The 24,503-nt window shown below is 64.2% G+C and carries 25 protein-coding genes; 9 read left to right on the forward strand and 16 right to left on the reverse strand.

Annotation, left to right across the window (positions count from 1 at the left end; translation table 11 throughout):
• Window positions 1–136: 136 nt before the first annotated feature.
• The 8 genes from BXE_RS32005 to BXE_RS32040 all read left to right on the forward strand — a co-directional run bounded on the left by BXE_RS32005 (window position 137) and on the right by BXE_RS32040 (window position 8,237).
• Complete coding sequence (locus BXE_RS32005; RefSeq protein WP_011492272.1) at window positions 137–1,327, forward strand: CaiB/BaiF CoA transferase family protein; 1,191 nt, start codon at window positions 137–139, stop codon at window positions 1,325–1,327.
• 37 nt (window positions 1,328–1,364) lie between these two features.
• Window positions 1,365–2,189 (forward strand): HpcH/HpaI aldolase/citrate lyase family protein, encoded by an 825-nt coding sequence (locus tag BXE_RS32010; RefSeq protein ID WP_011492273.1) that lies wholly within the window; start codon window positions 1,365–1,367, stop codon window positions 2,187–2,189.
• On the forward strand, window positions 2,182–3,183 hold the full coding sequence (locus BXE_RS32015) for a LysR family transcriptional regulator (protein ID WP_148223031.1): 1,002 nt from the start codon (window positions 2,182–2,184) through the stop codon (window positions 3,181–3,183). Before BXE_RS32010 ends, BXE_RS32015 begins: the two co-directional genes overlap by 8 nt.
• A 79-nt stretch (window positions 3,184–3,262) precedes the next feature.
• A complete protein-coding gene (locus tag BXE_RS32020) occupies window positions 3,263–4,648 on the forward strand; it encodes an MFS transporter (RefSeq protein ID WP_011492275.1) in 1,386 nt (461 codons plus the stop codon).
• Window positions 4,649–5,464: an N-acyl homoserine lactonase family protein gene (locus tag BXE_RS32025; protein ID WP_011492276.1), complete on the forward strand. Its 816-nt coding sequence runs from the start codon at window positions 4,649–4,651 to the stop codon at window positions 5,462–5,464.
• A 44-nt stretch (window positions 5,465–5,508) separates the two neighbouring features.
• Window positions 5,509–6,867: an acyclic terpene utilization AtuA family protein gene (locus BXE_RS32030; RefSeq protein ID WP_011492277.1), complete on the forward strand. Its 1,359-nt coding sequence runs from the start codon at window positions 5,509–5,511 to the stop codon at window positions 6,865–6,867.
• Window positions 6,868–6,871: 4 nt separating this feature from the next.
• Window positions 6,872–7,234 carry a DUF4387 domain-containing protein gene (locus tag BXE_RS32035; protein WP_007177734.1) on the forward strand — a complete coding sequence of 121 codons (363 nt, stop codon included), beginning with the start codon at window positions 6,872–6,874 and terminating at the stop codon, window positions 7,232–7,234.
• A gap of 31 nt (window positions 7,235–7,265) precedes the next feature.
• Window positions 7,266–8,237 carry a D-2-hydroxyacid dehydrogenase gene (locus BXE_RS32040; protein WP_011492278.1) on the forward strand — a complete coding sequence of 324 codons (972 nt, stop codon included), beginning with the start codon at window positions 7,266–7,268 and terminating at the stop codon, window positions 8,235–8,237.
• 24 nt (window positions 8,238–8,261) lie between these two features.
• On the opposite strand, the gene BXE_RS32045 is transcribed toward BXE_RS32040, so the two are convergent.
• The 16 genes from BXE_RS32045 to BXE_RS32120 form a co-directional block, all read right to left on the reverse strand.
• Complete coding sequence (locus BXE_RS32045; RefSeq protein WP_011492279.1) at window positions 8,262–8,930, reverse strand: GntR family transcriptional regulator; 669 nt, start codon at window positions 8,928–8,930, stop codon at window positions 8,262–8,264.
• A 108-nt stretch (window positions 8,931–9,038) separates the two neighbouring features.
• Window positions 9,039–9,761, reverse strand: coding sequence for a 2,3-bisphosphoglycerate-dependent phosphoglycerate mutase (locus BXE_RS32050; RefSeq protein ID WP_011492280.1), 723 nt, complete (start codon window positions 9,759–9,761; stop codon window positions 9,039–9,041).
• Between the two features lie 14 nt (window positions 9,762–9,775).
• Window positions 9,776–10,009, reverse strand: a complete 234-nt coding sequence (locus BXE_RS32055; protein WP_040124566.1) for a hypothetical protein — start codon at window positions 10,007–10,009, stop codon at window positions 9,776–9,778.
• Complete coding sequence (locus BXE_RS32060; RefSeq protein ID WP_011492281.1) at window positions 10,002–10,790, reverse strand: carboxymuconolactone decarboxylase family protein; 789 nt, start codon at window positions 10,788–10,790, stop codon at window positions 10,002–10,004. The genes BXE_RS32055 and BXE_RS32060 overlap by 8 nt, the downstream gene beginning before the upstream one ends.
• A gap of 102 nt (window positions 10,791–10,892) precedes the next feature.
• The gene (locus BXE_RS32065) at window positions 10,893–11,291 is read right to left on the reverse strand and encodes a cupin domain-containing protein (protein ID WP_011492282.1); all 399 of its coding nucleotides are present in this window, start codon (window positions 11,289–11,291) and stop codon (window positions 10,893–10,895) included.
• A complete protein-coding gene (locus tag BXE_RS32070; protein WP_007177741.1) occupies window positions 11,288–12,202 on the reverse strand; it encodes an NAD(P)-dependent oxidoreductase in 915 nt (304 codons plus the stop codon). The genes BXE_RS32065 and BXE_RS32070 overlap by 4 nt, the downstream gene beginning before the upstream one ends.
• Before the next feature lie 22 nt (window positions 12,203–12,224).
• Window positions 12,225–13,574 carry an MFS transporter gene (locus BXE_RS32075; RefSeq protein ID WP_011492283.1) on the reverse strand — a complete coding sequence of 450 codons (1,350 nt, stop codon included), beginning with the start codon at window positions 13,572–13,574 and terminating at the stop codon, window positions 12,225–12,227.
• Window positions 13,575–13,671: 97 nt separating this feature from the next.
• The gene (locus BXE_RS32080; RefSeq protein ID WP_011492284.1) at window positions 13,672–14,067 is read right to left on the reverse strand and encodes a carboxymuconolactone decarboxylase family protein; all 396 of its coding nucleotides are present in this window, start codon (window positions 14,065–14,067) and stop codon (window positions 13,672–13,674) included.
• 119 nt (window positions 14,068–14,186) lie between these two features.
• Window positions 14,187–15,617, reverse strand: coding sequence for an aldehyde dehydrogenase family protein (locus BXE_RS32085; RefSeq protein WP_011492285.1), 1,431 nt, complete (start codon window positions 15,615–15,617; stop codon window positions 14,187–14,189).
• Window positions 15,618–15,652: 35 nt separating this feature from the next.
• Complete coding sequence (locus BXE_RS32090) at window positions 15,653–16,543, reverse strand: NAD(P)-dependent oxidoreductase (protein ID WP_011492286.1); 891 nt, start codon at window positions 16,541–16,543, stop codon at window positions 15,653–15,655.
• A 12-nt stretch (window positions 16,544–16,555) separates the two neighbouring features.
• Entirely contained in the window at window positions 16,556–16,882 is a 327-nt protein-coding gene (locus BXE_RS32095; protein ID WP_007177746.1) for an NIPSNAP family protein, read from the reverse strand.
• Window positions 16,883–16,954: 72 nt separating this feature from the next.
• Complete coding sequence (locus BXE_RS32100) at window positions 16,955–17,911, reverse strand: NAD(P)-dependent oxidoreductase (protein ID WP_272942399.1); 957 nt, start codon at window positions 17,909–17,911, stop codon at window positions 16,955–16,957.
• Window positions 17,908–19,323, reverse strand: coding sequence for an MmgE/PrpD family protein (locus BXE_RS32105; RefSeq protein WP_011492288.1), 1,416 nt, complete (start codon window positions 19,321–19,323; stop codon window positions 17,908–17,910). Before BXE_RS32105 ends, BXE_RS32100 begins: the two co-directional genes overlap by 4 nt.
• Before the next feature lie 81 nt (window positions 19,324–19,404).
• Window positions 19,405–20,817 (reverse strand): MFS transporter, encoded by a 1,413-nt coding sequence (locus BXE_RS32110; protein WP_011492289.1) that lies wholly within the window; start codon window positions 20,815–20,817, stop codon window positions 19,405–19,407.
• A 352-nt stretch (window positions 20,818–21,169) separates the two neighbouring features.
• Complete coding sequence (locus BXE_RS32115) at window positions 21,170–21,949, reverse strand: 3-hydroxybutyrate dehydrogenase (RefSeq protein ID WP_011492290.1); 780 nt, start codon at window positions 21,947–21,949, stop codon at window positions 21,170–21,172.
• A gap of 278 nt (window positions 21,950–22,227) precedes the next feature.
• Complete coding sequence (locus tag BXE_RS32120; RefSeq protein ID WP_063719347.1) at window positions 22,228–23,367, reverse strand: LacI family DNA-binding transcriptional regulator; 1,140 nt, start codon at window positions 23,365–23,367, stop codon at window positions 22,228–22,230.
• Between the two features lie 183 nt (window positions 23,368–23,550).
• Here BXE_RS32120 and BXE_RS32125 point away from each other — a divergent pair, with 183 nt between their 5' ends.
• A complete protein-coding gene (locus tag BXE_RS32125) occupies window positions 23,551–24,351 on the forward strand; it encodes an N-acyl homoserine lactonase family protein (RefSeq protein WP_011492292.1) in 801 nt (266 codons plus the stop codon).
• Window positions 24,352–24,503: the final 152 nt, after the last annotated feature.

Here is a 24,503-nt window from a genome sequence, read left to right on the forward strand (position 1 = left end):
GCTTCAGCAGGCTGGCTGTGTGCGTGACGCAGCGCATTATTTAGCGTTGCTTATATCGACCTTTCGCACATTTCAATGGACGCTCGCGCTCGTCGCGCCGAGCATCTCCATCATGACAACTGCAACAGGAATCCGCATGAAAGCGCTGGAAGGCTTGCGAGTGCTCGACCTGGGAACCTTCGTGGCCGGTCCGTTCTGCACGACGATCTTCGCCGAGTTCGGCGCGGAAGTCATCAAGGTGGAGCCGCCGCAAACGGGAGATTCGCTGCGCCGCTTCGGCACCGAGACCGAATGCGGCGACACGCTGATGTGGCTCACGGAAAGCCGCAACAAGAAATGCGTGACGCTCAATCTCGCCGACGAACGCGGCCGCCAGATGCTGCGCGATCTCGCGGCTAGCTGCGACATCGTGGTCGAGAATTTCCGGCCGGGCGTGATCGAAAAATGGGGCCTCGACTTCGAGTCGTTGCACAAGCTCAATCCGCGCACGATCCTCGTGCGCATTTCCGCGTATGGGCAGGATGGCCCGAATCGCGGCAAACCAGGCTTTGCGCGCGTGGCGCACGCGTTTTCGGGGCTCGCCTATCTTGCGGGCGAACCTGGCCGCGTGCCCGTCACGCCGGGCTCCACCTCGCTTGCCGATTATGGTTCGGGCATGTACGCGACGATCGGCGCGCTGATCGCGTTGCAAGCCCGCGAGCGTACCGGCCACGGCCAATGCGTCGATCTCGCGCTTTATGAACCCATGTTCCGCGTGCTCGACGAGATGGTTCCGGCTTATCACATGTTCGGCAAGGTGCGCGAACGGATGGGCGCGAACGCGGTGAACGTCGCGCCGCATGCGCACTACCGCACCCGCGACGAGCGCTGGATCGCGATCGCCTGCACCAACGACAAGATATTCCGCCGCTTCGCGCACGTCATGCAACGCCCCGAGCTGGCAGACGACGATCAGTGGGGACGCGCATCCGTGCGGATCGCTGCAATCGACGCGGTCAACGCTTTGGTGCAGGACTGGATCGGTGCGCGCGACCACGACGAAGTGCTGCGCCTGTGCGACGAAGGCTCGGTCCCCGCCAGCCTGCTGTACAGCGTCGCCGACATCTTCGACGATCCGCAATATGAGGCGCGCGGCAATATCCGCACCATGCCTTCACGTGCCGGCGACGTCGCGGTGCCGAACGTAATTCCGCGTCTGTCGGAAACGCCCGGCGCGATCGAATGGCTCGGACCGACGCTCGGCAGCCACAACGACGAGGTGTTCGGCGACCTGCTCGGCTGCAGCAGTTCGGACCTCGCCGCGCTGCGCGCGGCAGGCGTGATCTGAGCCACCGACATCACTATTCATTTCTAACCAATCGTCCATGTCACCTTCACCACGCACGTATCTGTTCGCCCCCGCCACGCGCCCCGAGCGCTTCGAGAAGGCCGCGCGCGCCGGTGCCGGCGCGGTGATCGTCGATCTCGAAGACGCGGTCGAGCACGCGCGCAAGGACCACGCACGCGCTTCGCTGTCGGCCACGCTGCCCGCCCTCGCCCGCACCGCGCGCGCATTGAGCGTGCAACTGCTGGTGCGCATCAACAGCCACGGCTCGCCGTGGTACGACGCGGATCTCGACGCCTGCGCCGCGCTCGACATTGACGGCATCGTGATTCCCAAAGCCGAGCATGTGGATGAAATCGTGCGCATCGCGTGCCTGAAACCGGCCTGGGCGCTGCATCTGCTGATGGAAACCGCAGCGGGCTTCGCGAATCTGGCGGCGCTCGCGCGCGCGCCGCACGTCGAACGTCTGATGTTAGGCACGGTCGATCTCGCGCTCGACATCGGCGCGAATGAAATCGGCGAGCCATTGCATTACTATCGCTCGCAGATCCTGCTGTTTACGCGCCTGGCGGGATTGCTGCCGGCCGTCGACGGCGTCTGCACGACCCTCGACGACCCCGCGGCGCTCGACGACGAAGTGCGGCGCGCGCGAGCCTTCGGTTTCGGCGCCAAGCTGTGCGTGCATCCGAAGCAGATCGCGCCGGTTACGGCAGGGCTCGGCCCAACGCCGCGCGAACTGCAGTGGGCGACGCGCGTATGCGAAGTCGCGGGGAGCGGTGCCGCGGTTGCTGTGGACGGCAAGCTCGTCGATGCGCCGGTGCTCGCGCAGGCGCGCCGCATTCTCGCGGCGGCCGGCCATGCGTGAGCTGCTGACAGGTCCTGGCGCGTTGACCGTGCCGCGTTTGCGGCCATTCGCGTCCCTGCCAATGACTCTCTCGAAGCTCTTTTCCGGCAAACCGTCAAGCCGGAGCATCAACGATCTGCAGCACATTCGCGCATTCGTCGCGGTCGCGCGCGAGGGCAGTCTGACCAAGGCGGCCAGGTTGCTCAATCTCACGCAGCCCGCCGTCAGCGTGCAACTGAAGAATCTGCAGGATCAACTGAAGCTGCGTTTGCTGACGCGCTCGCCACGCGGTCTCACGCTGACCGCCGACGGTCTCAAGCTATTGCCCTACGCCGAACAGATTCTCGATGCAATCGGCAATTTCGACGTCGCCGCCGACAACCTCGTCAGCATTCTGTCGGGCACCGTCTCGATCGGCACGATCCTCAATCCGCAGACGATTCGGCTGGGCGCAGTGCTGCAATACATGGCGAACCACTATCCGGAAGTGCGAACGCGCCTGCGTCACTCAATGACGGGGCAGATACTCGAACAGCTTGCGAGCGGTGCGCTCGACGTTGGCTTCTTTCTCGGCACGCCAGCGGAAAGCGACGGCATCGAATTGCATGCCATTGCCTTGATGCCGATCACCTATTACGTGATCGCACCCAAAGGCTGGCAGGAACGTATCAACGGACGCGGCTGGGCGGAACTGGCCGAGTTGCCGTGGATCTGGACGCCGCCCACGTCGATGCATCACCGGCTGCTGACGCACGCATTCGAATCGGTCGGCGCGAAGCCGCGAGTCGCGGCCGAGGTCGATCTGGAAGCCTCGATGATCGAACTGGTGCGTGCGGGTGTGGGCTTGTCGCTCGCGCGCGAAACCGTGGCGATCGACGAAGCGCAGAAATACGGCGCCGCGATCTCGCGCGAAGTGCCGATCGAAATTCCGCTGTCGTTCATCAGCCTTGCGCGCCGCCGCGAAGAGCCGTTGATCGAAGCAATGTTCTTTGCCGCGCAAATGGCGTTTTCCTGAGCGCCATTCCGCGGCATGCACGGTTGCGCGCCTTTGAAGCCAAAGGTGCTTGCGATGACAACAACATGGGAGACAGACGATGTCGGCTTATGGAGCAAACGTGGCACAGCGGCTCGATGCGCTCGAGACCGGACCGTTTCACTGGCGGCTGCTCGGCCTGATAGGCGGCGGCATGTTCTTCGACGCATTCGACAATTTCCTTGCCGGCAGCGTGCTCGGCGCGCTCGTGCAGCAGGGTCTGTCGGACATGCACATGAACGCGCTATTCATTTCGATGAGCTTTGCCGGCCTCACGCTCGGCGCGTGGGGCGCGGGCGTGATCGGCGATCGCTTCGGGCGGCGTTTTTCGTATCAGTTCAATCTGCTGATCTTTGGCCTCACCTCGATCGCGGCCGCGTTCGCGCCATCCATGACGTGGCTGATCGTGCTGCGCTTCATCATGGGCATCGGCCTCGGCGCGGAGATCGTGGTCGGCTATAGCACGCTCAACGAGTTCATGCCCGCGCATGCGCGCGGTCGCTTCGCTTCACTGCTGAACCTGATCACCAACTCGTCGGTACTGGTCTCGGCGGCGTGCGGCTTCCTGATCATTCCGCATTTCGGGTGGCGCTGGATGTTCGCGATTCCCGGCATCGGCGCGCTCGTGATCTGGTATCTGCGCAAGAAAATGCCGGAGTCGCCACGCTGGCTTGCGGCGGTAGGACGCCATCAGGAAGCACGCGAAGTGGTCGAGAAGATCGAAGCGCAAAGCCTGCGCCGCGACGCGCCGTTGCCGGTCGCGCCGCAGGAAGAAGAGCCCGGCCGTCTGCGCGATCTGTTCGCCGCGCGGCAGCTATCGCGCACGCTGGTCGGCATCTCGGTGATCTGTATTTCCTTTACGGCGATGTATGCGTTCGTCGCCTGGGTGCCGACCTTTCTCGTCAAGCAGGGCTTCGACATTACCCATTCCCTGCTGATCACGTCGGCCATGTTCGCGGGCGGGCCGGCCGGGTCGCTGATCAGCATGGCGATCGCCGACAGGATCGGCCGCAAATGGGGGCTCGTGATCTTCTCCGCGCTCGGAGCGATGATCGGCATGGCGTATCCGTACGTCACGCATGCGGTGACGATCGCGCTGGTCGGCTTCGGCGTGACGACGTGCATCTACGTTACCTCCGCGCTCGGCGTGGCGTGTTACGTGACCGAGCTGTTCCCAACGCGGCTGCGGCTGCGCGGTGTCGGACTCGCGAACGCGGCGGGACGCGCGGTCAACGTCGGCGTGCCCTACGTGGTAGCGGCCATGTATGCACTCGCGGGACTGCTCGGCGTGGTCTCGTTCATCGCCGCGCTGTTCGCCTTGCTCGTCGTGATTCTCATCACGCTCGGCGTCGAAACCAGACAGCGCACGCTCGAGGAAGTACAGGCGCAGGCGGGCGGCGACTCGGGCATCGACGTAAAGAAACCCCTCAATATTGGAGGCATGTAAATGACAGGCGCTTCGGATACCTATGAACTATTCGCGATCAAGTACGCGCGCCGCGACGGCTGGCGCAGCGACAACTTCATCGGCGGCGACGACGATCACAGCAGCGCGATGCCGCTCGACTACTACGTGTGGGTCGCGCGCAACAGCGAACGCGCAGTGCTGATCGACACGGGTTTCAACGCCGAGGTCGCGGCAAAGCGCGGGCGCGGCGTGCTGCGCTGTCCGATCGATTCGCTAAGGCTCGTCGGTATCGATCCCGATTCTGTCAGCGACGCCGTGATCACGCATCTGCATTACGACCACGTCGGCAACTTCACGCTGTTGCCTTCGGCGCGCTTTCATCTGCAGGAACCGGAGATGCATTTCGCAACCGGGCGCCATATGAAGAACGCGCATTTCGCACACCACTATGAGCCCGACGATGTTGCCGCGATGGTGAAGATGAACTTTGCGCAACGCGTGGTGATGCACGACGGCCCCGCCGAACTGGCGCCTGGCATCCAGTTGCAGCCGGTCGGCGGACACACGCCCGGTTTGCAGATCGTGCGCGTGAAAACGGCGCGCGGCTGGGTCGTGGTCGCATCGGATGCGTCGCACTTCTACGACAACATCGAGAAACGCCGGCCGTTTTCGAACGCCTGCGACGTGTGCAAGATGCTCGACGCGTTCGACACCGTCTACCTGCTCGCCGATTCGAAGCAGCACGTGATTCCCGGGCACGATCCGCAAGTGCTGGAACGTTATCCGGCGCCGACCCGCGAACTCGAAGGGATCGTCGCGCGGCTCGACGTGGCGCCAATCAGCCACGCCGAATGAACCGCGCCTGAAGAACCATCATTAGACCAGGAAGATAACTCGCTATGGAAGACGAATTGCGCATCATGGCCGTGGCCGGCAATCTCGGTTACGGCTTTCCCGAAGCATCGCTGCGTAACGGCATCGCGCGCAAACCGCATCTGGTGGGCGCGGACAACGGCTCGTCCGATCCGGGACCGTATTACCTCGGCAGCGGCAAGTCGCTGATCAAGCGCGAGCAGTTGCGCCGCGACCTGGGACTCTCGCTGAAGGCCGCGCGCGATGCGGGCGTGCCCTACGTGATCGGCACGGCGGGCACCGCCGGCGCCCAGCCGCATCTGGAAGAATTCCTCGACGTGCTCGACGAAGTCACGCGCCGCGACGGCCTGCGCTACAAGCTCGCGACGATCCCCGCCGACATCGACAGGAACGTGATCAAGCAGGCCATACGCGAAGGCCGCGTGAAGTCGATGGGCGTGCTGCCCGAGCTCACCGAACAGGACGTCGACGACGCAACGCGCATCGTCGCGCAGATGGGCACCGATCCGTTCGTCAATGCGCTCGAAGCGGGCGCGGATGTGATCATCGCGGGCCGCGCGTGCGATACCGCGATCTATGCGAGCCTCGCTGCATGGCGCGGCTTCGATATGGGACTCGCGTTCCACATGGCGAAGCTCCTCGAATGCGGGGCGCAATGCGCGGTGCCGCTCGCCGCGAACGACTGCCTGCTCGGCACGCTCAGGCGCGATCATTTCGAACTGGAGCCGATGAACCCCGAGCGCGGCGTGACGCCGGTTTCAGTGGCCGCGCATATGATGTACGAGCAGCCCGATCCGCATCACTTCTACGAACCCGAAGGGCTCGTAGACCTCGAACACACGCACATAGAAAAACTCGACGACCGGCGCGTGCGCGTGAGCGGCAGCAAGCTCGTGGAGATGCCGCCGAGCATCAAGCTCGAAGGCGTGAAGCTGCGCGGCTACCGGACCATCACGATAGCCGGCATGACCGATCCGCGTCTGCTCGCAGCGGTCGATCAGGTCGAAGCACGCGTGCGCGACGACGTGGCACGCCTGACCGCGCACGACATGAAGCCCGGCGAGTACGAGCTCAATTTCATCTACTACGGCCGCAACGGCGTACGCGTCGATCAGCGGGTGCCGCATCTCGCGCACGAGATCGGCATGGTGATCGAGGCGATCGCGCCGACCCAGGAGTTGGCGAACATGGCGCTCTCGCTCGCGCGCAGTTCGTTCCTGCATGGCTATTTCAAGGGCCGCAAGGCGACCGCCGGCAATCTGGCGTTTCCGTTCTCGCCGTCGGACCTGGTTGGCGGGCCGGTGTACGAATTCACGATCTATCACGTGATGCAGGTTCCCGACGCAGCCGCGCTCTTTCCCGTAACCACGACCCAGATCGGGTGATGCAATGAACCTGTCAGACGTATTCGACCCTTCCCGCGGCGACACCCTCTACGACCTCGCCGAAGTGATGCGCAGCAAGAACGCGGGCCCGCTGTACCTGACATTCGACATGATCTTTCCGGACGCCGCCGCGTACCGCCGGGTACTCGACAGCCGCGTGCTGACCCCGGAACTGGTGAGCGCGCTGTACCATGTCGAGCAGAGCGATGTCAGCATCGTTGCGTTCGACGCGGCCAACGCGATCAAGATCACGATTCCGCGCACCGGGCCCACGTCCGGCGCACCCGGCGACCGCGACGTGTATGGCGCGCAGCAGCACGAACCGCTGATCGGCATCCGCATTCCGCCGGCTGCGAGTTCGCGCTGATGTCCATCACCTTTTGCGGGCCCGTTACGACATGAAGCGTATCGTCTTTCTCGACCGCGGCACGATCTCGCCGCGCACGCGGCTCCGTTCGCTCGCGTTCGAACATGAGCTGGTCACCTTCGATTCGACCTCGCCCGCCGAGGTCGCCGCGCGCATTGCCGACGCGGACATCGTCATCACCAACAAGGTGAAGATCGACGCAGCCGCACTCGCCGGCGCGCCGCGCGTGAAGCTGATCGCGGTCGCCGCGACCGGCACCGACGTTATCGATATCGCGACCTGCGACGCGCGCGGCATCGTCGTGTCGAATATCCGCCATTACGCGCTGCATACGGTGCCCGAGCATACCTTCGCGCTGATTTTCGCGTTGCGGCGCTCGCTGGTTGCGTATCGTGACTCGGTGCTGGCGGGACGCTGGGAGGAAGCGGGACAGTTCTGCTTCTTCGATCATCCGATCCGCGATCTGTCGGGCTCGACACTGGGCGTGATCGGCGACGGCGTGCTCGGCCGCGAAGTGGCACGCATCGGCACCGCGCTCGGCATGCGCGTGCTGATGTCGGCCTACAAGGGTGTCGACGGCATGGGACCGCTCTACACGCCGTTCGACACAATGCTCGCCGAAAGCGATGTCATCACGCTGCACTGCCCGTTGACGCCGGCCACGCGCAATATGATCGATACGCCCGAGTTCGCGAAGATGGCGAAGCGCCCGCTTCTGATCAACACCGCGCGCGGCGGTCTCGTCAGCGAGAGCGCGCTGGGCGCCGCATTGCAAAGCGGGCAGATTGCCGGCGCGGGCTTCGACGTGGTGACCGAAGAGCCCATGCCCGCTTCGCATCCGTGGCAGAAGCTGATCCGGATGCCCAATTTCCTGCTGACACCGCACGTCGCCTGGGCAAGCGACGAAGCAATCCAGGCACTCACCGATCAGTTGCTCGATAACGTGGATGCTTTTGTCGCGGGCAAGCCGCGCAATGTGGTGGGGCAAGCAGGCCGCGCCTGAATGTAGCGCGTAGCGCGCGGGCCTTTATTCCGCGCTCTCCAGCATCCGCAGCGCGGCTTTCTCGGCATTGGCGACGTGCAGCCGCGCGATCTCCTGCGCGGCCTCGCCGTCGCGTGCCTTCAATGCCTTGTATAGCCGGTCGATTTCGCGCAGGCTGTCCGGCAGCCGCTCCGGATGCATCAGCGAGGTGGTGCGCAGCAGATTGATGCGCGAATAGAGACTGTTGAGGATTTCCCGCACCAGCGCATTGCCGCAGTTCTCCAGCAGCAGATCGTAAAGCGCAGTCTTCGCGCGCAGAACGCCCGCCTGGTTTTGCGCAGCGGCTTCGACACGCAGTTCCTTCGCCACTTCACCGAAGCGCGCAATGGCGGAGTCGTCTGCAAGGCGTGCGAATTCGTGGGCGGCGAAACCTTCGAGCAGCCCGCGCAGCGCGTATAGCTCGACGGCCTCCTCTTTCGACATTACCGCAACGATGGGGCCCTTGTGCGGCACGCTGCGCACCAGTTTCTCCGCCTCGAGCCTGCGCAGCGCCTCGCGCACGGATGTGCGGCTCACGCCTAGCGATTCGCACAGTTCGCGTTCAATCAGCCGCGCGCCCGGCGCGAAACGTCCGCTCACGATTGCCTGGCGCAGCACGTTCTCTACGTGATGCCGCAGCGTCTCGGGTCTGACCAAGCCCATGTCCGTTGACATTATTGTATTTCCGTCCGACAAGATTCAGCCTCCATGATACGTGAGCGGCTTCGTCACCGGCAGCCTTTGATGCGCAAAGGCCAGAAAAACAGCAAATCGGCGTGCGTTTCAGCGGCTAGCTGCCAGCGCGGCGAGCGGTGTGCGCGAAATCACCGAGAGCGTTGCGTCGAACTTCATGACCAACGGTTCCGCATGCGCGACCTCGACCGAAGCGATCGCGTCGTCGCCGATGTTGTCGAGTTGCTTGAAAAGCGCGCGCAACGAGTTGCCATGCCCCACCATCAGCACCGACTGCCCACGCGTCAGCGCGGGTGCCACGCATTCGTCCCACAGCGGCAGCACGCGCCGCAACGTGTCGCGCAGGCTTTCGGTGCGGGGCAGCGCGTCGGCGTGGGGCATCGCGTCGTCGTGCAATGCACGCACGAGTGCCGCGTGCAGGTCTGCATCGAGCGCCGGCGGCGCCAGGTCGAAACCGCGCCGCCATTGCCGCACCCGCTCCGCGCCATAGGCGAGCGCGGCCTCGTCTTTTTCCATGCCGGTCAGCATGCCGTAGTGGCGGTCATTCAGCCGCCACGAGCGCACGGTTCTGGGCGGCGGCTGCTCAAGGGTTCGCAGCACGTGCGCGAGTGTATCGGTGGCGCGCAGCAGCGCCGAGGTCACCGCCAGGTCGAAGCGAAAGCCCGCCTCGCGCAACCGTTCGCCGACACGCTGCGCATCGGCCACGCCCTGCACGGACAGGCCGACGTCGCTCCAGCCGGTAAAACGGTTGGCGCGATTCCATATCGACTGGCCATGACGCAGCACGACCAGCGTGCCCGTTTGAAGAGTCATCTCGATGCCCGGCTTCAGTTGTAGCCGAGAATCGCGACGGCCAACACGTGCGCATGCTCGCTGCTGTTCGACGCGAGCACCGAAAGCGGCGGCTTCTGCATTGCCCGCCATGCCGAGCACTCCGGCCTGGACTTCGCATTGGCCGGCAAAGACGACACACGCGGCACGCCCTGCTCGCGCTGCGCCGGCCCGACGGAAAAAACGGGCTCGCGCATGTCGCGCATGTCACGCATGGCCGGATTACGCATGCGGCTCTCCCGCTGCAGCGCCGCTGCGTTTCAAAGCGGCTTCCAGCAGCGGCGCGCCCAGCTCCGCTCCGTGAATCCCCGTCACGCTGACGATCTCCAGCAACTCCATCAGTTCTTCGGCGGTCGCGCCGTAGCGCAGCGCGTTGCGGATGTGCAGCTTGAGGCCCGGCACGTAGAGGTGCGTGGCCGAGGCGTCGAACGCGCAGTACATGAATTCCTTGATTTTCGGGCTCAGCACGCCGGTGCGCCACGGCACCGACGAAAACTCGACATATGCTTCGAACAGGTCCGGATCGAGTTCAAGCAAGCCTTCCCACGTGGGATGCCAGTAGCCGCGATTCGTCTCGAACTCGGCTTTCAGCTTCTGCCTGCGTTCGTCGAGCGGCGGCGCGCCCTTGCGCAAGCCCTCTTCCTCCAGCACTTCGAGCAGTACCGGCACGCCGACGTTGCTGGTGTGAATACCGATCGTGCTGACCAACTCCAGCACTTCGATCAGCTCTTCGCGCGTCGCGCCGAAAGACAGCGCGCGTTCGATATGACGCGCAACACCCGGCGCATAGAGCTGCGTCGCGCAGGCATCCGCGGCGAGCGCGATGAACGCGCGCGTCTTGTCGTCGAGATGATTCCTGCGCTGCGGCACGCCCGCGAATTTCAGGTATGCGTCGACGAAACGCGGATCGAGGCGCACGAGGCTGTCCCACTCCGGACTTGCCTTGCCGTGCAGCCTGACGAGTTCGTCACGCAGACGGGACGGATCGGGCTGCGGTGTGGTCTGGGTCATGATCTGAATTCCCTCATTGGCAATACAGCGTGGCAATACAGCGCGTGATTCATCGGCGCGTGCGGGGCGTTTGCTGCGAACGCCCCGCACGCGCGGTCGCTGCTAGGCGCTCGCGCGCGCGGTTGCCGGATAATCCTGCTCCGCAACCTCTTCCTGCCACGTGCCCTTACCGATCGACGTCGCAATGTGAACCATGTAGCTGCCTTCGCTCGCACCATGCCAGTGCCGCTCGTTCGGGCCGATGAATACGATATCGCCCTGGCGGATCGGCTGCGGCGCTTCGCCGTCCAGACAGATCCAGCCCTGACCGGCGGTAACCTGCAAGACCTGGCCATACTCGTGCGTGTGCCAGTAGGTGCGTCCGCCCGGTGCGAAGAACACCGTGTTGATGGTGACGCCGTTGGTAGCCGGCATTACCGGATCGGCCCAGACGGTGCCGGTAAACGTGTCGCTACGGCGCTCGGACACCGCGCCTGCCGCTCTGCCGTGAAAGACCTTCATGCGTTTTTCTCCTTGTTTGCGCCGTCGAACAGCCGCACGCCGCCCGACACGTCGCCGATCGCATCGACGACACGGTTGCTGATCACATCGCCATAACCCAGTGCCGTGCCGAGGCCGAAACTCGCCAGCGGGCCAGCCGAATTCAGCGAGATCACGCCGAGTTCGCGAATACGGTCCACGTACAGCACGACGTCCTTCGTCATCAGCTTGCCGGTCAGGCCGCCTTCCAGATAGTCGCCGTCGACGATCTTCGGAAACCGGTTGAGCGTGGCGAAGTTCACGCCGCTGCTGCTGTTCAGCACGTCGAGCAGCAGATGCAGGTCGAGCCCCGCCTTCTTGCCCGCCACCATCACTTCGGCACTGGCGGCAAGGCTCACGGCGTTCAGAAAATTGTTGAGCAGCTTGGTGGTGTGGCCGGCGCCGCTCTCCCCCATGTATGCGACTTTCGAGCTGATCGGCGCGAACGCCCATTGCAGCGCCGCGACCGCATCGGCGGCGCCGCCCACCATCAGCGTCAGCGAGCCCTTCTCCGCGGCTGCGGCGCCACCCGAAATACCCGCATCGACATAACGCACGCCGCGCTCGGCGAAGCGCTTCGCGAGGCGGATCGTCGAACTCGCGGCCGCCGTGCTCAGATCGACCACGATCTGTCCTTCGCGGCAGTGCGCGAGCACGCCGTCCTCGCCTTCCACCACCGCTTCGACCACCTTGCTGTCCGGCAGCGACATCATCACGACGTCCGCGAACGCGAGCACTTCGCCCACCGTGCCCGCCGCCTTCGCGCCCGCCGCATCGACACGTTCACGCGCGGTGTCGTAGCCGAGCACCGCGATGCCCGCGTCGACGAGGCGCCGCGTCATGCGCCCGCCCATGTTGCCGAGACCGATAAAGCCGACCCGTTCCTTGTTCATGAATTCCACTCCTCCTTCAAAATCAGAAATCGACATCCTTCGTTTCCGGGCCCATCATCGCGCCGATCATGCCGATCAGGCCGCCCACGCACAGCAGCACGACCGAGGTCAGCCGCAGCGGCATGAACGCGCCGAGCCAGTTCATATAGAACGCGTAAAACGAAGGGATAATCACCGACAGACTGAAGCCAACGCCGAAACCGGTTGCGCGCACATCCGTCACGAAGCGCTCGTTGATGTACGTCACGATCACGCCCCACGGCGACGTGACGAGCACCGCGAGCACACACACCAGCGCCATGATGGCCGGCAGCGACAGTCCGTCGACGTTCGCCAGCACGTACAGCAGCGCCGCGCCAACCGTGGCGATCAGCGGGCCGACGATCACGAAGAAGCGGCGCCGGCCAATGCGCTGCGCGATCAGTCCCGAGCCGATGTAGCTGAAAAACAGCACGAAGTACGTGAGCATGAGCGTCGCGGTCATCTGGAAGCCGCTCAGATGCAGCGTCTTCACCAGCAGGCCGGTCGGCAGATAGATCGTGATGATGTTTTGCGTGAGCCAGAAGCCCGTCATCATCACCAGCACCTGCAGCAGGTTGCGCCCGCTCTTGCCGCGCAGCAGGTCGGAGAGCGGCAGCTTTTCGGCGACGGCCGCCTTGTCGGCGGTTTCGCTCTCCCAGATCTCCGATTCGGCGACCTTGCGCACGTAGTACAGGGTCAGCAGGCCGGCGAGCGCCGCGCCGAGCACGAACGGAATGCGCCAGCCCCATTGCGCATACGGCGAATGCATGCCGTTCAGCGGAAACAGCACGAACATCAGCATCGCGACCAGGTTGATCGTCACGTATGCGGCCGGAAAGCCGGAAATGATGAAGCCGCCGACAAACCCGCGCTGCTCTTTCTTCGAGTACTCGATCGCGAGCGGCATCGCACCCGTGTAGCCGCCGCCGAGAAAAATCCCGTCGACGAAACGCAGCAGCACCAGCAGCCAGTACGACACGATGCCGATGCTTTCATAGCCCGGCAGCAGCGCGATCAGCAGCGTCACCACGCCGAAGCCCGATACCGACCAGATCGAGGCCATGCGCCGGCCAATGCGGTCCGCGATCATGCCGAACAGCAGCGAGCCGACCGGACGGCCCAGCAGCGTCGTGATGAATACCAGCGAAGCAAGGATCGTTTCCATGCCGGTAGACAGATGCGGCGGCTGGAAATACCCAAGTACCGGCGAGAGCACCACCACCGGCAGATAGATGTCGAACATGTCGATGAACTCGGAGAAGAACGCGCCCTTGATCGCGTTGCGCCTCTTCGTTTCGATCGACTGCTCGCCCTCCGACATTACAACGTCATTTCCAGTCAACGCTTTCATCTCTGTCTCCAATCGTTATTCGCACCGTGTGCGGTGCGATTCTCCTTGCGCTTCCCCGTGTGCTGTCAGCCGCTGGCTGTCCGGGTGTTTTGCCGCGTCAGGCGGATGTTGTTTCCGCTTCGTATGCCTTGATCGCCTCGCTCGCAACGCGGAAAGCCGCGAGCGCGAGCGGCGCGCCGCAATACACGGCGGCCTGCATCAGCACCGCGCGGATTTCTTCCTTTGTCACGCCGTTGCGCAGCGCGCCCTTCACGTGCACCGACAACTCGTGGTGCTGGCTCATCGCCGTGAGCATGCCGAGGTTCAGCATGCTGCGCGTCTTGAACGGCAGCGTCGGGTCGCCCCAGATGTCGCCCCAGCAACTTTCGGTGACGAACTTCTGCATCGGCCGGTTGAAGTCGTCGGCATTGGCCCACGATTTTTCGACGTGCGCGGCGCCCAGGACTTCCTTGCGATTTTCAAAACCCTTGTTGAAGCGGTCGTTGGTATCCATCGTGTTTTCCTCTGTAGTTCAAACGAATTCGTATTGCCTGCCCGGATGATTGTCCGACAAGTCAGGCGCACAAATTTTTTTCGACGTAGCACGCGAACCGCCGTGCGCCACGTCGTGCGTCAATCCACGCCGTAGCCGGCCAGCGCCTTGGTTTCCAGATACTCGCGCAGGCCTGCTTCGCCCCATTCGCGGCCATTGCCCGAACGCTTGTAGCCGCCGAACGGCGCGCCGAAATCGGCAGGCGGGTAATTCAGATGCACGCCGCCCGCACGCAACGCGCGGCCGACCTTGCGAGCCCGTGCGAGGTCCGCGGATTGCACGTAGGCCGCGAGGCCGTAGTCGGTGCCGTTGGCAATGTCGATCGCCTGCTCTTCCGAGTCGTACGGAATCATCGAGAGCACCGGTCCGAAAATTTCTTCGCGGGCGATGGTCATTTGCGGCGTGACATCGGCGAACACGGTCGGGCGTGCGTAATAGCCCGTGTCGATACCGTCCGGCCGGCCCGTGCCGCCCGTGACCAGACGCGCGCCTTCGTCGATGCCGATCTGGATCAGCGCCTGCACGCGCTTGAACTGGTTCGCGTTGACGAGCGGTCCGAGTTGCGTGGCCGGGTCGTCGGTCGGTCCGAGCCGATACGCTTGCGCGGCACGCTTTGCGATCTGCGCGGCATCGTTCATCAGATGACGCGGCACCAGCATGCGGGTCGGAATCGAGCACGACTGGCCCGAGTTCGTGAAGCAGGCGGCCACGCCACGCGTCACCGCCTGATCCAGATCGACGTCGTCGAGCAGGATGTTGGCCGACTTGCCGCCCAGTTCCTGAGCGACGCGTTTGACCGTTTCCGCTGCGGACTGCGCGACCAGCACGCCGGCGCGGGTCGAACCGGTGAACGACACCATGTCGATATCCGGATGGCTCGCGATAGCCGAACCGACACCCGGCCCGTCGCCGTTGACGAGATTGAACACGCCCGCCGGCACGCCGGCTTCGTCGAGCACGTCGGCAAACAGCAGCGCGCTCAGCGGCGAATACTCGCTCGGCTTGAGCACCATCGTGCAACCCGCCGCGAGTGCCGGTGCGATCTTCACGACGATCTGGTTGACCGGCCAGTTCCACGGCGTGATCAGACCGCACACGCCGATCGGTTCCAGCACGATGCGCGTACTGCCGCGCTGTTCCTCGAATTCGAAGCGTTCGAGCACGTCGATCAGCGCATTCAGATGCGCGGGGCCGCGTGCCGCCTGACCGTTGCGCGCGAACGTGATCGGTGCGCCCATTTCGCGGCGCATCAACTCGGCGAACTCGTCGTAGCGTCGCTCGTAGATAGTGACGATGCGCTTGAGCAATGCGACGCGGTCGGCCACGCTCGTCGCCGACCAGCTTGCAAACGCGCGGCGTGCGGCGGCGACGGCGCGATCGACATCTTGTGCGTTGCCCAACGCGAGTTTTTCAAAGGGTGTTTCCGTCGACGGATCGACGATATCGAACCAGACGGGTGACGTGGGTTCGACCCAACCTCCGTCGATATAGAACTGGGCTGCGTGCAGCATGACAGGCTCCGGAATCAATGAATCGGAATGCAGGTTCAGGATGCGGCTCCGGGCAGGAGCCGGTATAGCTCGGTGTGATCGGTGGCGGGCGTGGAACGCTGCGCCGCCTGGTCCCATACCTCGACACAGGTGGCGCCGAACGTCATGGGATGACCCACCGCCTGGGCGAGCGCGCGGGCGATCTTCAGGTCCTTGTTCATCAGTTGCAGCGCGAAGCCGGAAGCAAATGTGCCACTCAGCATGAACTGCTTAGCCTTGTTTTCCGACGTATTGCTGCGGCCCGTCGACGCATTGAGCACGTCCGTCATCACCTGCGGGTCGATACCAAAACGGCTTGCAATCTGCAGCGCCTCGACCGTGGCCGCCACGCTCGCCGCCGACACGTAGTTATTGAGCGCCTTCGCCGCATGCCCGGCGCCCGCCGTGCCGATATGCAGCACGTTCGTGCCCATCGCGTCGAGCAGCGGCTTGCAGCGCGCGAGCACGTCCGCATGGCCGCCCACCAGAATCGCCAGCGTGCCTTCCTTCGCGCGCTTGACGCCGCCCGACACGGGCGCATCCAGATACGCGAGACGCTGCGCTTCGAGCGTCTTGCCGAGTGCGCGCGAACGCTCCGGTTCCGACGAACTCATGTCGATGACCACGGCGCCTTTTGCGAGCCGCGCGGCCCAGCCGGTGTTGTTCCCGTCGCCGAGCACCACGGCCTCGACGATCGCCGAGTTGGGCAGCATGGTGATCAGCGCGTCGAGCGAGCCCGCGTTGTCCGCGTTCAGGCGGTGCGAGCCGCTCTGTTCCGCCAGCGTGTCGGCGCGTGCGGCGTCGGCATCGTCGATGAACAGTTCGAAGCCGGCCTTGCGAAGGCATTGCACCATCGGCGCGCCCATCATGCCGAGGCCGATGAAACCGACCCGTTTGGCTTGTGTCATGAGAAAGCTCTCCTAGCGCAGCGCCGAGAACGCGGTCGGCGCGAGGAAGTGGTTCTCGATGCGCTCGACGATCGGCTTGTCGGCTTCCGTCGCCGCCCGTTTGGCCATCCACTCGGGATCGGCCTGGAACGCGTTCCACTTCTGCTCGCGCTCCGCGAGGCTTTCCCACTTCAGCATATAGGTCAGCGCGTGATTGCTCGGGCCGATCAGCGTGGTCCAGAAACCGATCTGTTCGATGCCGTACTTTTCGAAAAAGCCGAGCGTGGTCGACGTGAAGCGATCGAGCAACGCCGGCAGGCGCGTCGGCGCACAGTGGTAGATACGCATTTCAACGATCATGTACCTCTCCTTGCAGGATGATCAGATGGCCAAAGCCAAAGCCAAAGCCAATGAGTTTTGCTCGCGGCCGATTCAGTCCGCCAGTCCTTCGCCGGACGACCAGCGTTCGACGTACCTGACCAGTTCGGTCATGTCGCGTTTCGAGCCGTCCTGCATGGCCGCGTAATTCCATACCTGACGGGCGACGCTGCCGACCCACATCGGCACGCCGAGCGCCTGGCATTCGTCGACCGCGAGGCCGATGTCCTTGCACACACTGCCGACCGGAAAGCCGAAATCGAAGCTGCCCGGCAGCACATGCTTCGGGAACTTGTCCATCGTCGCGCCGTTCTTGCCGCTGCCCGAATTGATCACCGACATCATCACTTCCGGATCGAGGCCGCCGCGCACGCCCGCGACAAACGCCTCCGACGTGATCGCAAACGCGGTGGAGGACAGCATGTTGTTCAGCAGCTTGAGCAACTGCCCCTGGCCCGGCTGGTCGCCGACCACGAACACCTTGCCGAGCACTTCGAAAAGCCCGCGCACCTGGTCGAGTACAGCCGGCTTGCCGGCCAGCATGATGGCGAGCGTGCCCTTCTTCGCTCCGGCGGCGCCGCCGCTCACCGGCGCATCGACGGTATCGATGCCCTTCACGAGCAGGCCGTCCGCCACTTCCTTTTCCATGCGCGATCCGACCGTGGACAGATCGACGAGAATCTTCACCGCGCTGCCGTCGATCAGTCCGCCTTCGCCGAGCGCGACCTGCCTGAAGATGGCCGGCGTGGGCAGACTCGTGAATACGATGCGCGCGGTGTCGGCCACATCCTTCACGGACTTCGCCGCGCGCGCGCCGATCGCCGTCAATTCCGCGACCGCCTGCTCATCGCGATCGAACACGACGAGCGTATGGCCCGCCTCGATGAGACGGCGCGCCATAGGCCGCCCCATCACGCCTACTCCGACAAAACCGATCGTGTTGCTGCCTTGATCACTGCTCGACATGACTGTCCTCATCTGTTGGGAAGCTGTTTTCGTTGCGCGGCTCAGGCCGCACGCGCGAGCCGCATGAGCGACGCGGCATCCGGTTCGCTGTCGAAACGCCACAGCGCATCGATCAGCGGTTGCGGCGCTACGCCCGAGCCGCCGTATGCGGCCAGGTCGCGCAGTTTGGCCGCGAGTTCGACATCGGCGAGCGGCGCCGCGAGACTGCCGCGCGCCGCATGAATGCGCCGCGACACGGTTTCGCCCGAGCGCAGCACGACGGCCACCTGGGCGGACTCCACCGGCCACGATGCATCGTCGATAAAACGCAGACGCGCGCCGAACGCACGCAGCGACGGATTGGCGACCGCGCTGTCGCTGAACTCGGCGAGGCCCGCTTTGCCCGTGGCCAGCGCGACCGCTACCGCATGTTGCGCGCTAACCTGCGATTCGCGGCCGGTGCGCACGTTCGGCCGATCGGTGCGCTCGCGCAACAACGGGTGTCCGGTCAGCTCGACGCGCTCGACGTCGTCCACGCTCCAGCTCGCATCGCGGCGCAGATCGAGACACGCTTCGATCACGGGGTTCAGCACCACGCCGCACGGGTACGGTTTATAGGTGTTCGACAGCAGCGCCCATTCGTGGCCGAGTTCCCGCGTCAACGCCTCGACATCCGGCTCCGTTGCGGCGACGCGCACGAAACCGCGCGTGCCTTCGAGCGGCGCATCGGGGCCGGAGAAATCGTCGGCTGCGAGCAGCGCGGATAGCAGGCCGTTACGCGCCGCGTTGCCGACGCTGATGCTCTTCGACATGGTGCCGAGCGTCTCCACCAGGCCGCCGGCCTGTGCCGACGCATTGCCTAGTGCCCACCCGATCTGTTGCGCGCTCAGGCCCTGCGCTTTGGCGATCGCCGCAGCCGCGCCGAACACGCCGCAAGTCGACGTGATATGCCAGCCGCGCCGATAGTGCTCGGGCGAAACCGCATTGCCGATCCGGCATTCCACTTCCACGCCGACGACGAATGCGAGCAGCAGCGCTTCGCCAGTCAGCGGGCGGGCGCCAGGCGCAAAGTCCGCAAGCGATTCGGCGAAGGCGAACAGCGCGGCGGCGACAGGTGCAGTCGGATGGATGATGGTCGGAATATGCGTGTCGTCGAAGTCGAACACGTTCGCGCTCATGGCGTTGAGCGCCGCGGCGTTCAGCATGTCGAAACGTTCGCGCCGCCCGATCACACTCGAACCTTCGCCCGCGCTAAAGCGCCGATAGGTGTGCACGGCTTTGCCGAGCGTCGGGTCGGAGCAGCCGGCCAGCGCAACCGCCAGATAGTTGACGAGCGAGCGCCTGGCTTCGTGGCGCACGGCGGCCGGCACGTCATGCCACGTCGTGTCCGCTACCCACTGCGCGACGCGCTGCGTCACGTGACCGGCGTCACTGTTCGTGCTGGCCTGGCCTGAACTGCTGTCTGACTGTGCTGCCATGTGCAAAGGTTGTCCTCTACCGGATGTCTCTCTTGATTCACTGCGACGCCTCGTGCGGACTCACCGCACGCGAGGACGCGCTTACGGTTCGGTGGCCGACGCCGCGCGGGCGTTGACCGACTGGCCTGACGCGTCGGTCGTGTCGCTGACTTCGGCGGCGATCGACTCGAGCGAACGCTTCCTGGTCTCGGTGCCGAGCACACCCACGATCAATGCCTGCACGAGCAACGTGCCGACGATCAGTGTCAGGACGCCGGCAATGCCGAAGCCCGTGAAAGCCCACGCTACAACGTACGGCACGGCGATGCTGACCGCGCGCCCGGCGGTATTCGACACGCCCGAGCCGCGCAGACGCAGTTCGGTCGGGAACAGTTCCGGCACGTAGGTCGCGACGCTGAACGACGACAGCACGTAAATACAGCAGGTAATCGCAAAACCGAGCGCGGTAATCATCACTTCCGACTGCGCGAACGGATAGGCCGCGCCGAATGCCGCGCAGATCAGCGAAAACAATACGATGCCCCATTTGCGGCCGACACGCTCGGCGAGCACAAAGGCGATCAGGGAGCCGACCGGGCCGCCCGCGAACATCACGCTCGTCAGGCCGAGCGAATTCGACACGCTGTGGCCCTGCTTGACGAGGAAGGTCGGAATCCAGCTGACGAACGCGTAGTTGACGATAAAGAGCGCGACCAGCACGGTGATGCCGGTAATGGTGCGCGTCAGCAGACGGCGCGTGAACAGATCACCGAGACGCCCGTTACCCGGCGCCGCGCGACGCGGCTGCTGGGCGGCCGCCGCGATCGCCGTGGCGGAATCGACGCCGCAGGCTTTTTCGATGGTGGACACCACCTGGTCCGCTTCATCCGTGCGGTTGCGCGAAGCCAGCCAGCGCGGCGACTCCGGCATCGACTTGCGCAGGAACCACACGAAAAGCGCACCGCAACCGGCGATCGCGAACATCCAGCGCCAGCCGTAATGCGGCACGATCAGCCAGCCGAGGAAGGTGGACAGGAACAGCGAGGTGTTGATGATCAGATTGAGGATCGTGCCGAAGCGGCCACGCCACGCGGCCGGAATGAACTCGCTCAACGTGCCGTAGCCGACCACGATTTCCGCGCCCATGCCGATGCCCATCACGAGGCGGAAGAAGATCAGCCAGTACATGGAAGGCGCGAGCGCCGCGGCGATCGACGCGAAGCCGTAGATGCCGAGGTTGAACTGGTAGCAGAAGCGCCGGCCGAAGCGATCGCCGAGCACGCCCGAAAGCCAGGCGCCCGACATCATGCCGACGAACGTGACCGACACGAACATCGCATTGAGCTTCAGCGTGGATTCGCCGCTGTGGATCATCGCGGCAAGCACGGTGCCGGCGATATAGATATCGAATGAGTCGAAGTACATGCCCGCGGCAATCAGCCCGAGCAACCGCCAGTGATAACCGGATAGCGGCAGGCTGTCCAGCCGGTATCCAATCGTTGCTTCGTTCTGCATGGATGCTGTCTCCGTGAATGTCTTTGTTCTGGTTCCGTAGCTTCCAACACCGCCTGCCTTGCGCCGCTGCTTTCGTCGTAGCTCTCATCGCCGGATGTGAGCGGTAACATCAAGATGGATTATATTCCTGTCATACAATCGGTCAAGGCGATATTGGCTGTTCCGCAGCTTCTTTTTGTGTTGCAGTGCATGACGATCAGGCGTGCCTTCCCACCGCTAAGCCGGGTTTGGCCTTGATCGGGCCTGGCTGCGGCGTACAGGCTGCCAACGCTATTTTTGCTTCGGCGCGGCCAGTTCGCGCATCCTCGCTGACCGGACAACTCCGGATAGCGCTAACACATTAACCGGCAGGTTATGTCGCCAGCCAGCCGCCATCTACGGGCAGCATCGCGCCCGTCATCTCCGCCGCCGCGTCGCTGCACATGAACACCACCAGATCCGCGACATGCGACGCCTGCACGAAATGGCCGGTCGGCTGTTTGCCGGTCAGAAAGCGCTCGATTGCCGTTTCGCGGTCGAGCCTCTCTTCTTCCATTAGCGCCTGAATGCGATTCTCGCTGGTCGGCGTATGCACGGCGCCCGGACAGACCGCGTTGCAGGTAATGCCCTGCCCCATTGTTTCGGCGGCCACCGCGCGCGTCAGACCGAGCAGCGCGGATTTGGTGGTCACGTAATCGACACGATTGGCCGTGCCGCGCATGCCGTACACCGAGGTCATATTGAAGATGCGGCCCCAACCGCGCTCGCGCATGCCGGGCAGCGCCAGACGGATGGTGTGAAACGCCGCGCTCAGATTCACGGAGAGCGCCTGCTCCCATTTGTCGACCGGAAACGCTTCGATCGGCGCGAAATGGCGCACCACCGCATTGTTGATCAGCACGTCGATCGCGCCGACGCGCTCGATCGTCTCGAACATCATCCGCTCGACGGCCCGCGCATCGCCGAGGTCCACCTGCAGATAATCCGCGCGATAACCGTGTTTCTGCTCGAAGGCCGCGCGCGCGGGCTCGACCTGCTCAGGCGTTTCCACGCCGTGCAGCACGACCCGGCAGCCGGCGCCGGCCAGTGCGTCGGCCATAGCCAGACCCAGCCCATGCGACGAGCCTGTTACGAGTGCAGTTCTCCCCTTCATTCCGCGATTTTCCCTGTCTGTCGAAAGCATGGCCGTTGCCAGGCCGCAGGCGAAACACAAACGTTCGCCATCTCTTAATGATAGCGCTAACTTAACCGAAAAGGCGCAGCGCTGCAACCTGGGGAATTGCCCGGGAGCAGATAAAAGAGAGCACGACGGAACCGGGCGCGGCAGCGGCGGACGGGCATGACAAGGCAACGCAGCAAGCCTTTCGAACGGCACAAAAAGAAAAGGGGCGCATTGTGCGCCCCAGGTTCACTAGCAATGAAACCGCCGCTTCAGGTGCTTTCGCGCTGGATAATTTCGAAACCGAGATCGAGCCTGGCCGGCACGACCGGTTCGTTGCGCATTCTTTGCAGCAGCGCTTCGGCGCTGCGCCGGCCGATCTCCAGACGAGGCAGGTTCAGACAGGTCAGGCGCGGCACCGTGTGGCGCAAGATGTCGAGATCGTCGAAACCGGCAATCGCGACGCGCTCCGGCACTTTCCAGTTGCGCCGCTGCGCTTCGAACAGCGCGCCGACCGCGAGCACGTCGCCGGCGAAGAAGATCGCGTCCACTTCGGGCACGCGCTGCATCATGTCCACCATCGCATGTGCGCCGGAGGTCAGGCCGCCCTCCACTTCGCGCACGAGCCCGGGGTTGCGCTCGCGGCCGAGCGCCTCGAGCGCCGCGTAGTAGCCCTTCAGACGCTCGCGGGCGCGCATGTTGTTCTTCGTGGTGAGGCAGACGAACCCGATCGACTTGTAGCCGCGCCCCGCCAGATACAGCGTCATTTCCTTGGCCGCGTTGAAATTCGAGTAGCTGACGGCCATGTCGAGCGGCGTGCGCGCGAGGTCGCCCGTTTCGACAATGGGAATGCCGGCGGCGCGGATCAACTGGACGGCGCGCGGCGTATGCACGGTGTCGTGCAGCACGAGCCCGGACACGCGCTGGGCGATGAACGCGTCGATCAGCGCCTCTTCTTCTTCGAGCGAGTAGCCGCTGTCGGCCAGCAACAATTGCATGCCGGCGGAGCGCAACACGTCGGCACAACCCTTGATGCTATGCGAGTACAGCGAATTCTGGATGCTCGGGACAATCTGGCCGACCACATTCGAGCGCGCCGACGCGAGATTCGAGGCGATGTGATTCGGAACATAGCCTATGCGGCGCACCGTATCGAGCACCAGCTTGCGGGTTTCCTTGGAGAGCCGTTCAGGTTCGTTGAGCGCGCGCGACACTGTCATCAGGGACACGTTCGCCGCCTTCGCAACGTCGATCATGCGCACCGCCTGCCCGCCCGGGCGTGTCCTGGCCGCGGTCGTGCCCGCGCTTTTGCCCGTTTTTCGCGCGGCTTTCGATGCGGTTTTCACTTCCCCGCCCGGCCCGCCTGCCAACCTGATCTTCCCGTCCTCGACGGCCGTCACACGCTTTTTCACTCGCCCATCCGGCTCTTTGATCTGATAGCCGATTGTAGCGTATGCCAGGCGCCGTTCCGCGCGGGCGGGCCGCGACTGATCAAGCCGGGCACTGCTCGAACCGCGCCCGCAACGACACAACACAAGCCGCCGGCTGCTTGTTATGATAGCGCTCTCATACATGGGAAACAGGAGACAGCTGCCATGACAGCCGCACCGGAAAACTACAAGATTTACGCCATCAAGTATGCGCATCACGACCGTCCCGCCCGCGACAACTTCCTTGGCGGCGATCCGCACGATGTGAACATGCCGCTCGACTATTTCGTGTGGGCGGTGGTCGGCGAGAGCCGCACCTTCCTCGTCGACACGGGTTTCGACGTCGAAGGCGGTACGAAACGCCGCCGCACCATCACGCACTCCGTCGAAGCGGGACTCGGCGCGATCGGCATTCGCCCCGACACGGTCGAAGACGTGATCATCACGCACATGCACTACGACCACGCCGGCAACCGTTCGCTCTTCCCGAAGGCGCGCTACCACGTGCAGGACCGCGAAATGGCGTATTGCACGGGCCGCTGCATGTGTCATGGCGCACTGAACCACCCGTTCGATCCGGAAGACGTCAAATCCATGGTCGGCCGCGTTTTCGACGGCCGGGTGGCGTTTCACGACGGCGCGTCGAACCTCACCGCGGGACTGAGTGTGCACCGCGTCGGCGGCCATACCGACGGCCTGCAGGTGGTGCGTGTGCATACTGAGCGTGGCTGGGTGGTGCTCGCTTCCGATGCATCGCACCTGTACGCGAACATGGAGCAGAACCGCCCGTTCCCCGCCGTGTACAACGTGGGCGACATGATCGAAGGCTATCGTCGCGCGCACGAACTGGCGGACTCCGCGCAACACGTCGTGCCCGGCCATGACCCGGCCGTGCTGACGCGCTACCCGGCCGAGAGCAGGGAAACGGAAGGCTGGATCGTGCGGCTCGACGCGGCGCCGCGTTGAGAGGGTGCAGCCGGGCCGATATCCGCACCGTCATGCAGCGTTTCCCGCACCGTCCTGGTGAGTTTTAAGCGAAGGCTAAAGAAGTTCGCCAACCGGTCGATACCATGATTAGGGGTTTTTCCCGCTTCCGGACCTGACCCAGGTCCGGCGTT

The sequence above is a fragment of the Paraburkholderia xenovorans LB400 genome, assembly GCF_000013645.1.
Lineage (GTDB): Bacteria > Pseudomonadota > Gammaproteobacteria > Burkholderiales > Burkholderiaceae > Paraburkholderia > Paraburkholderia xenovorans.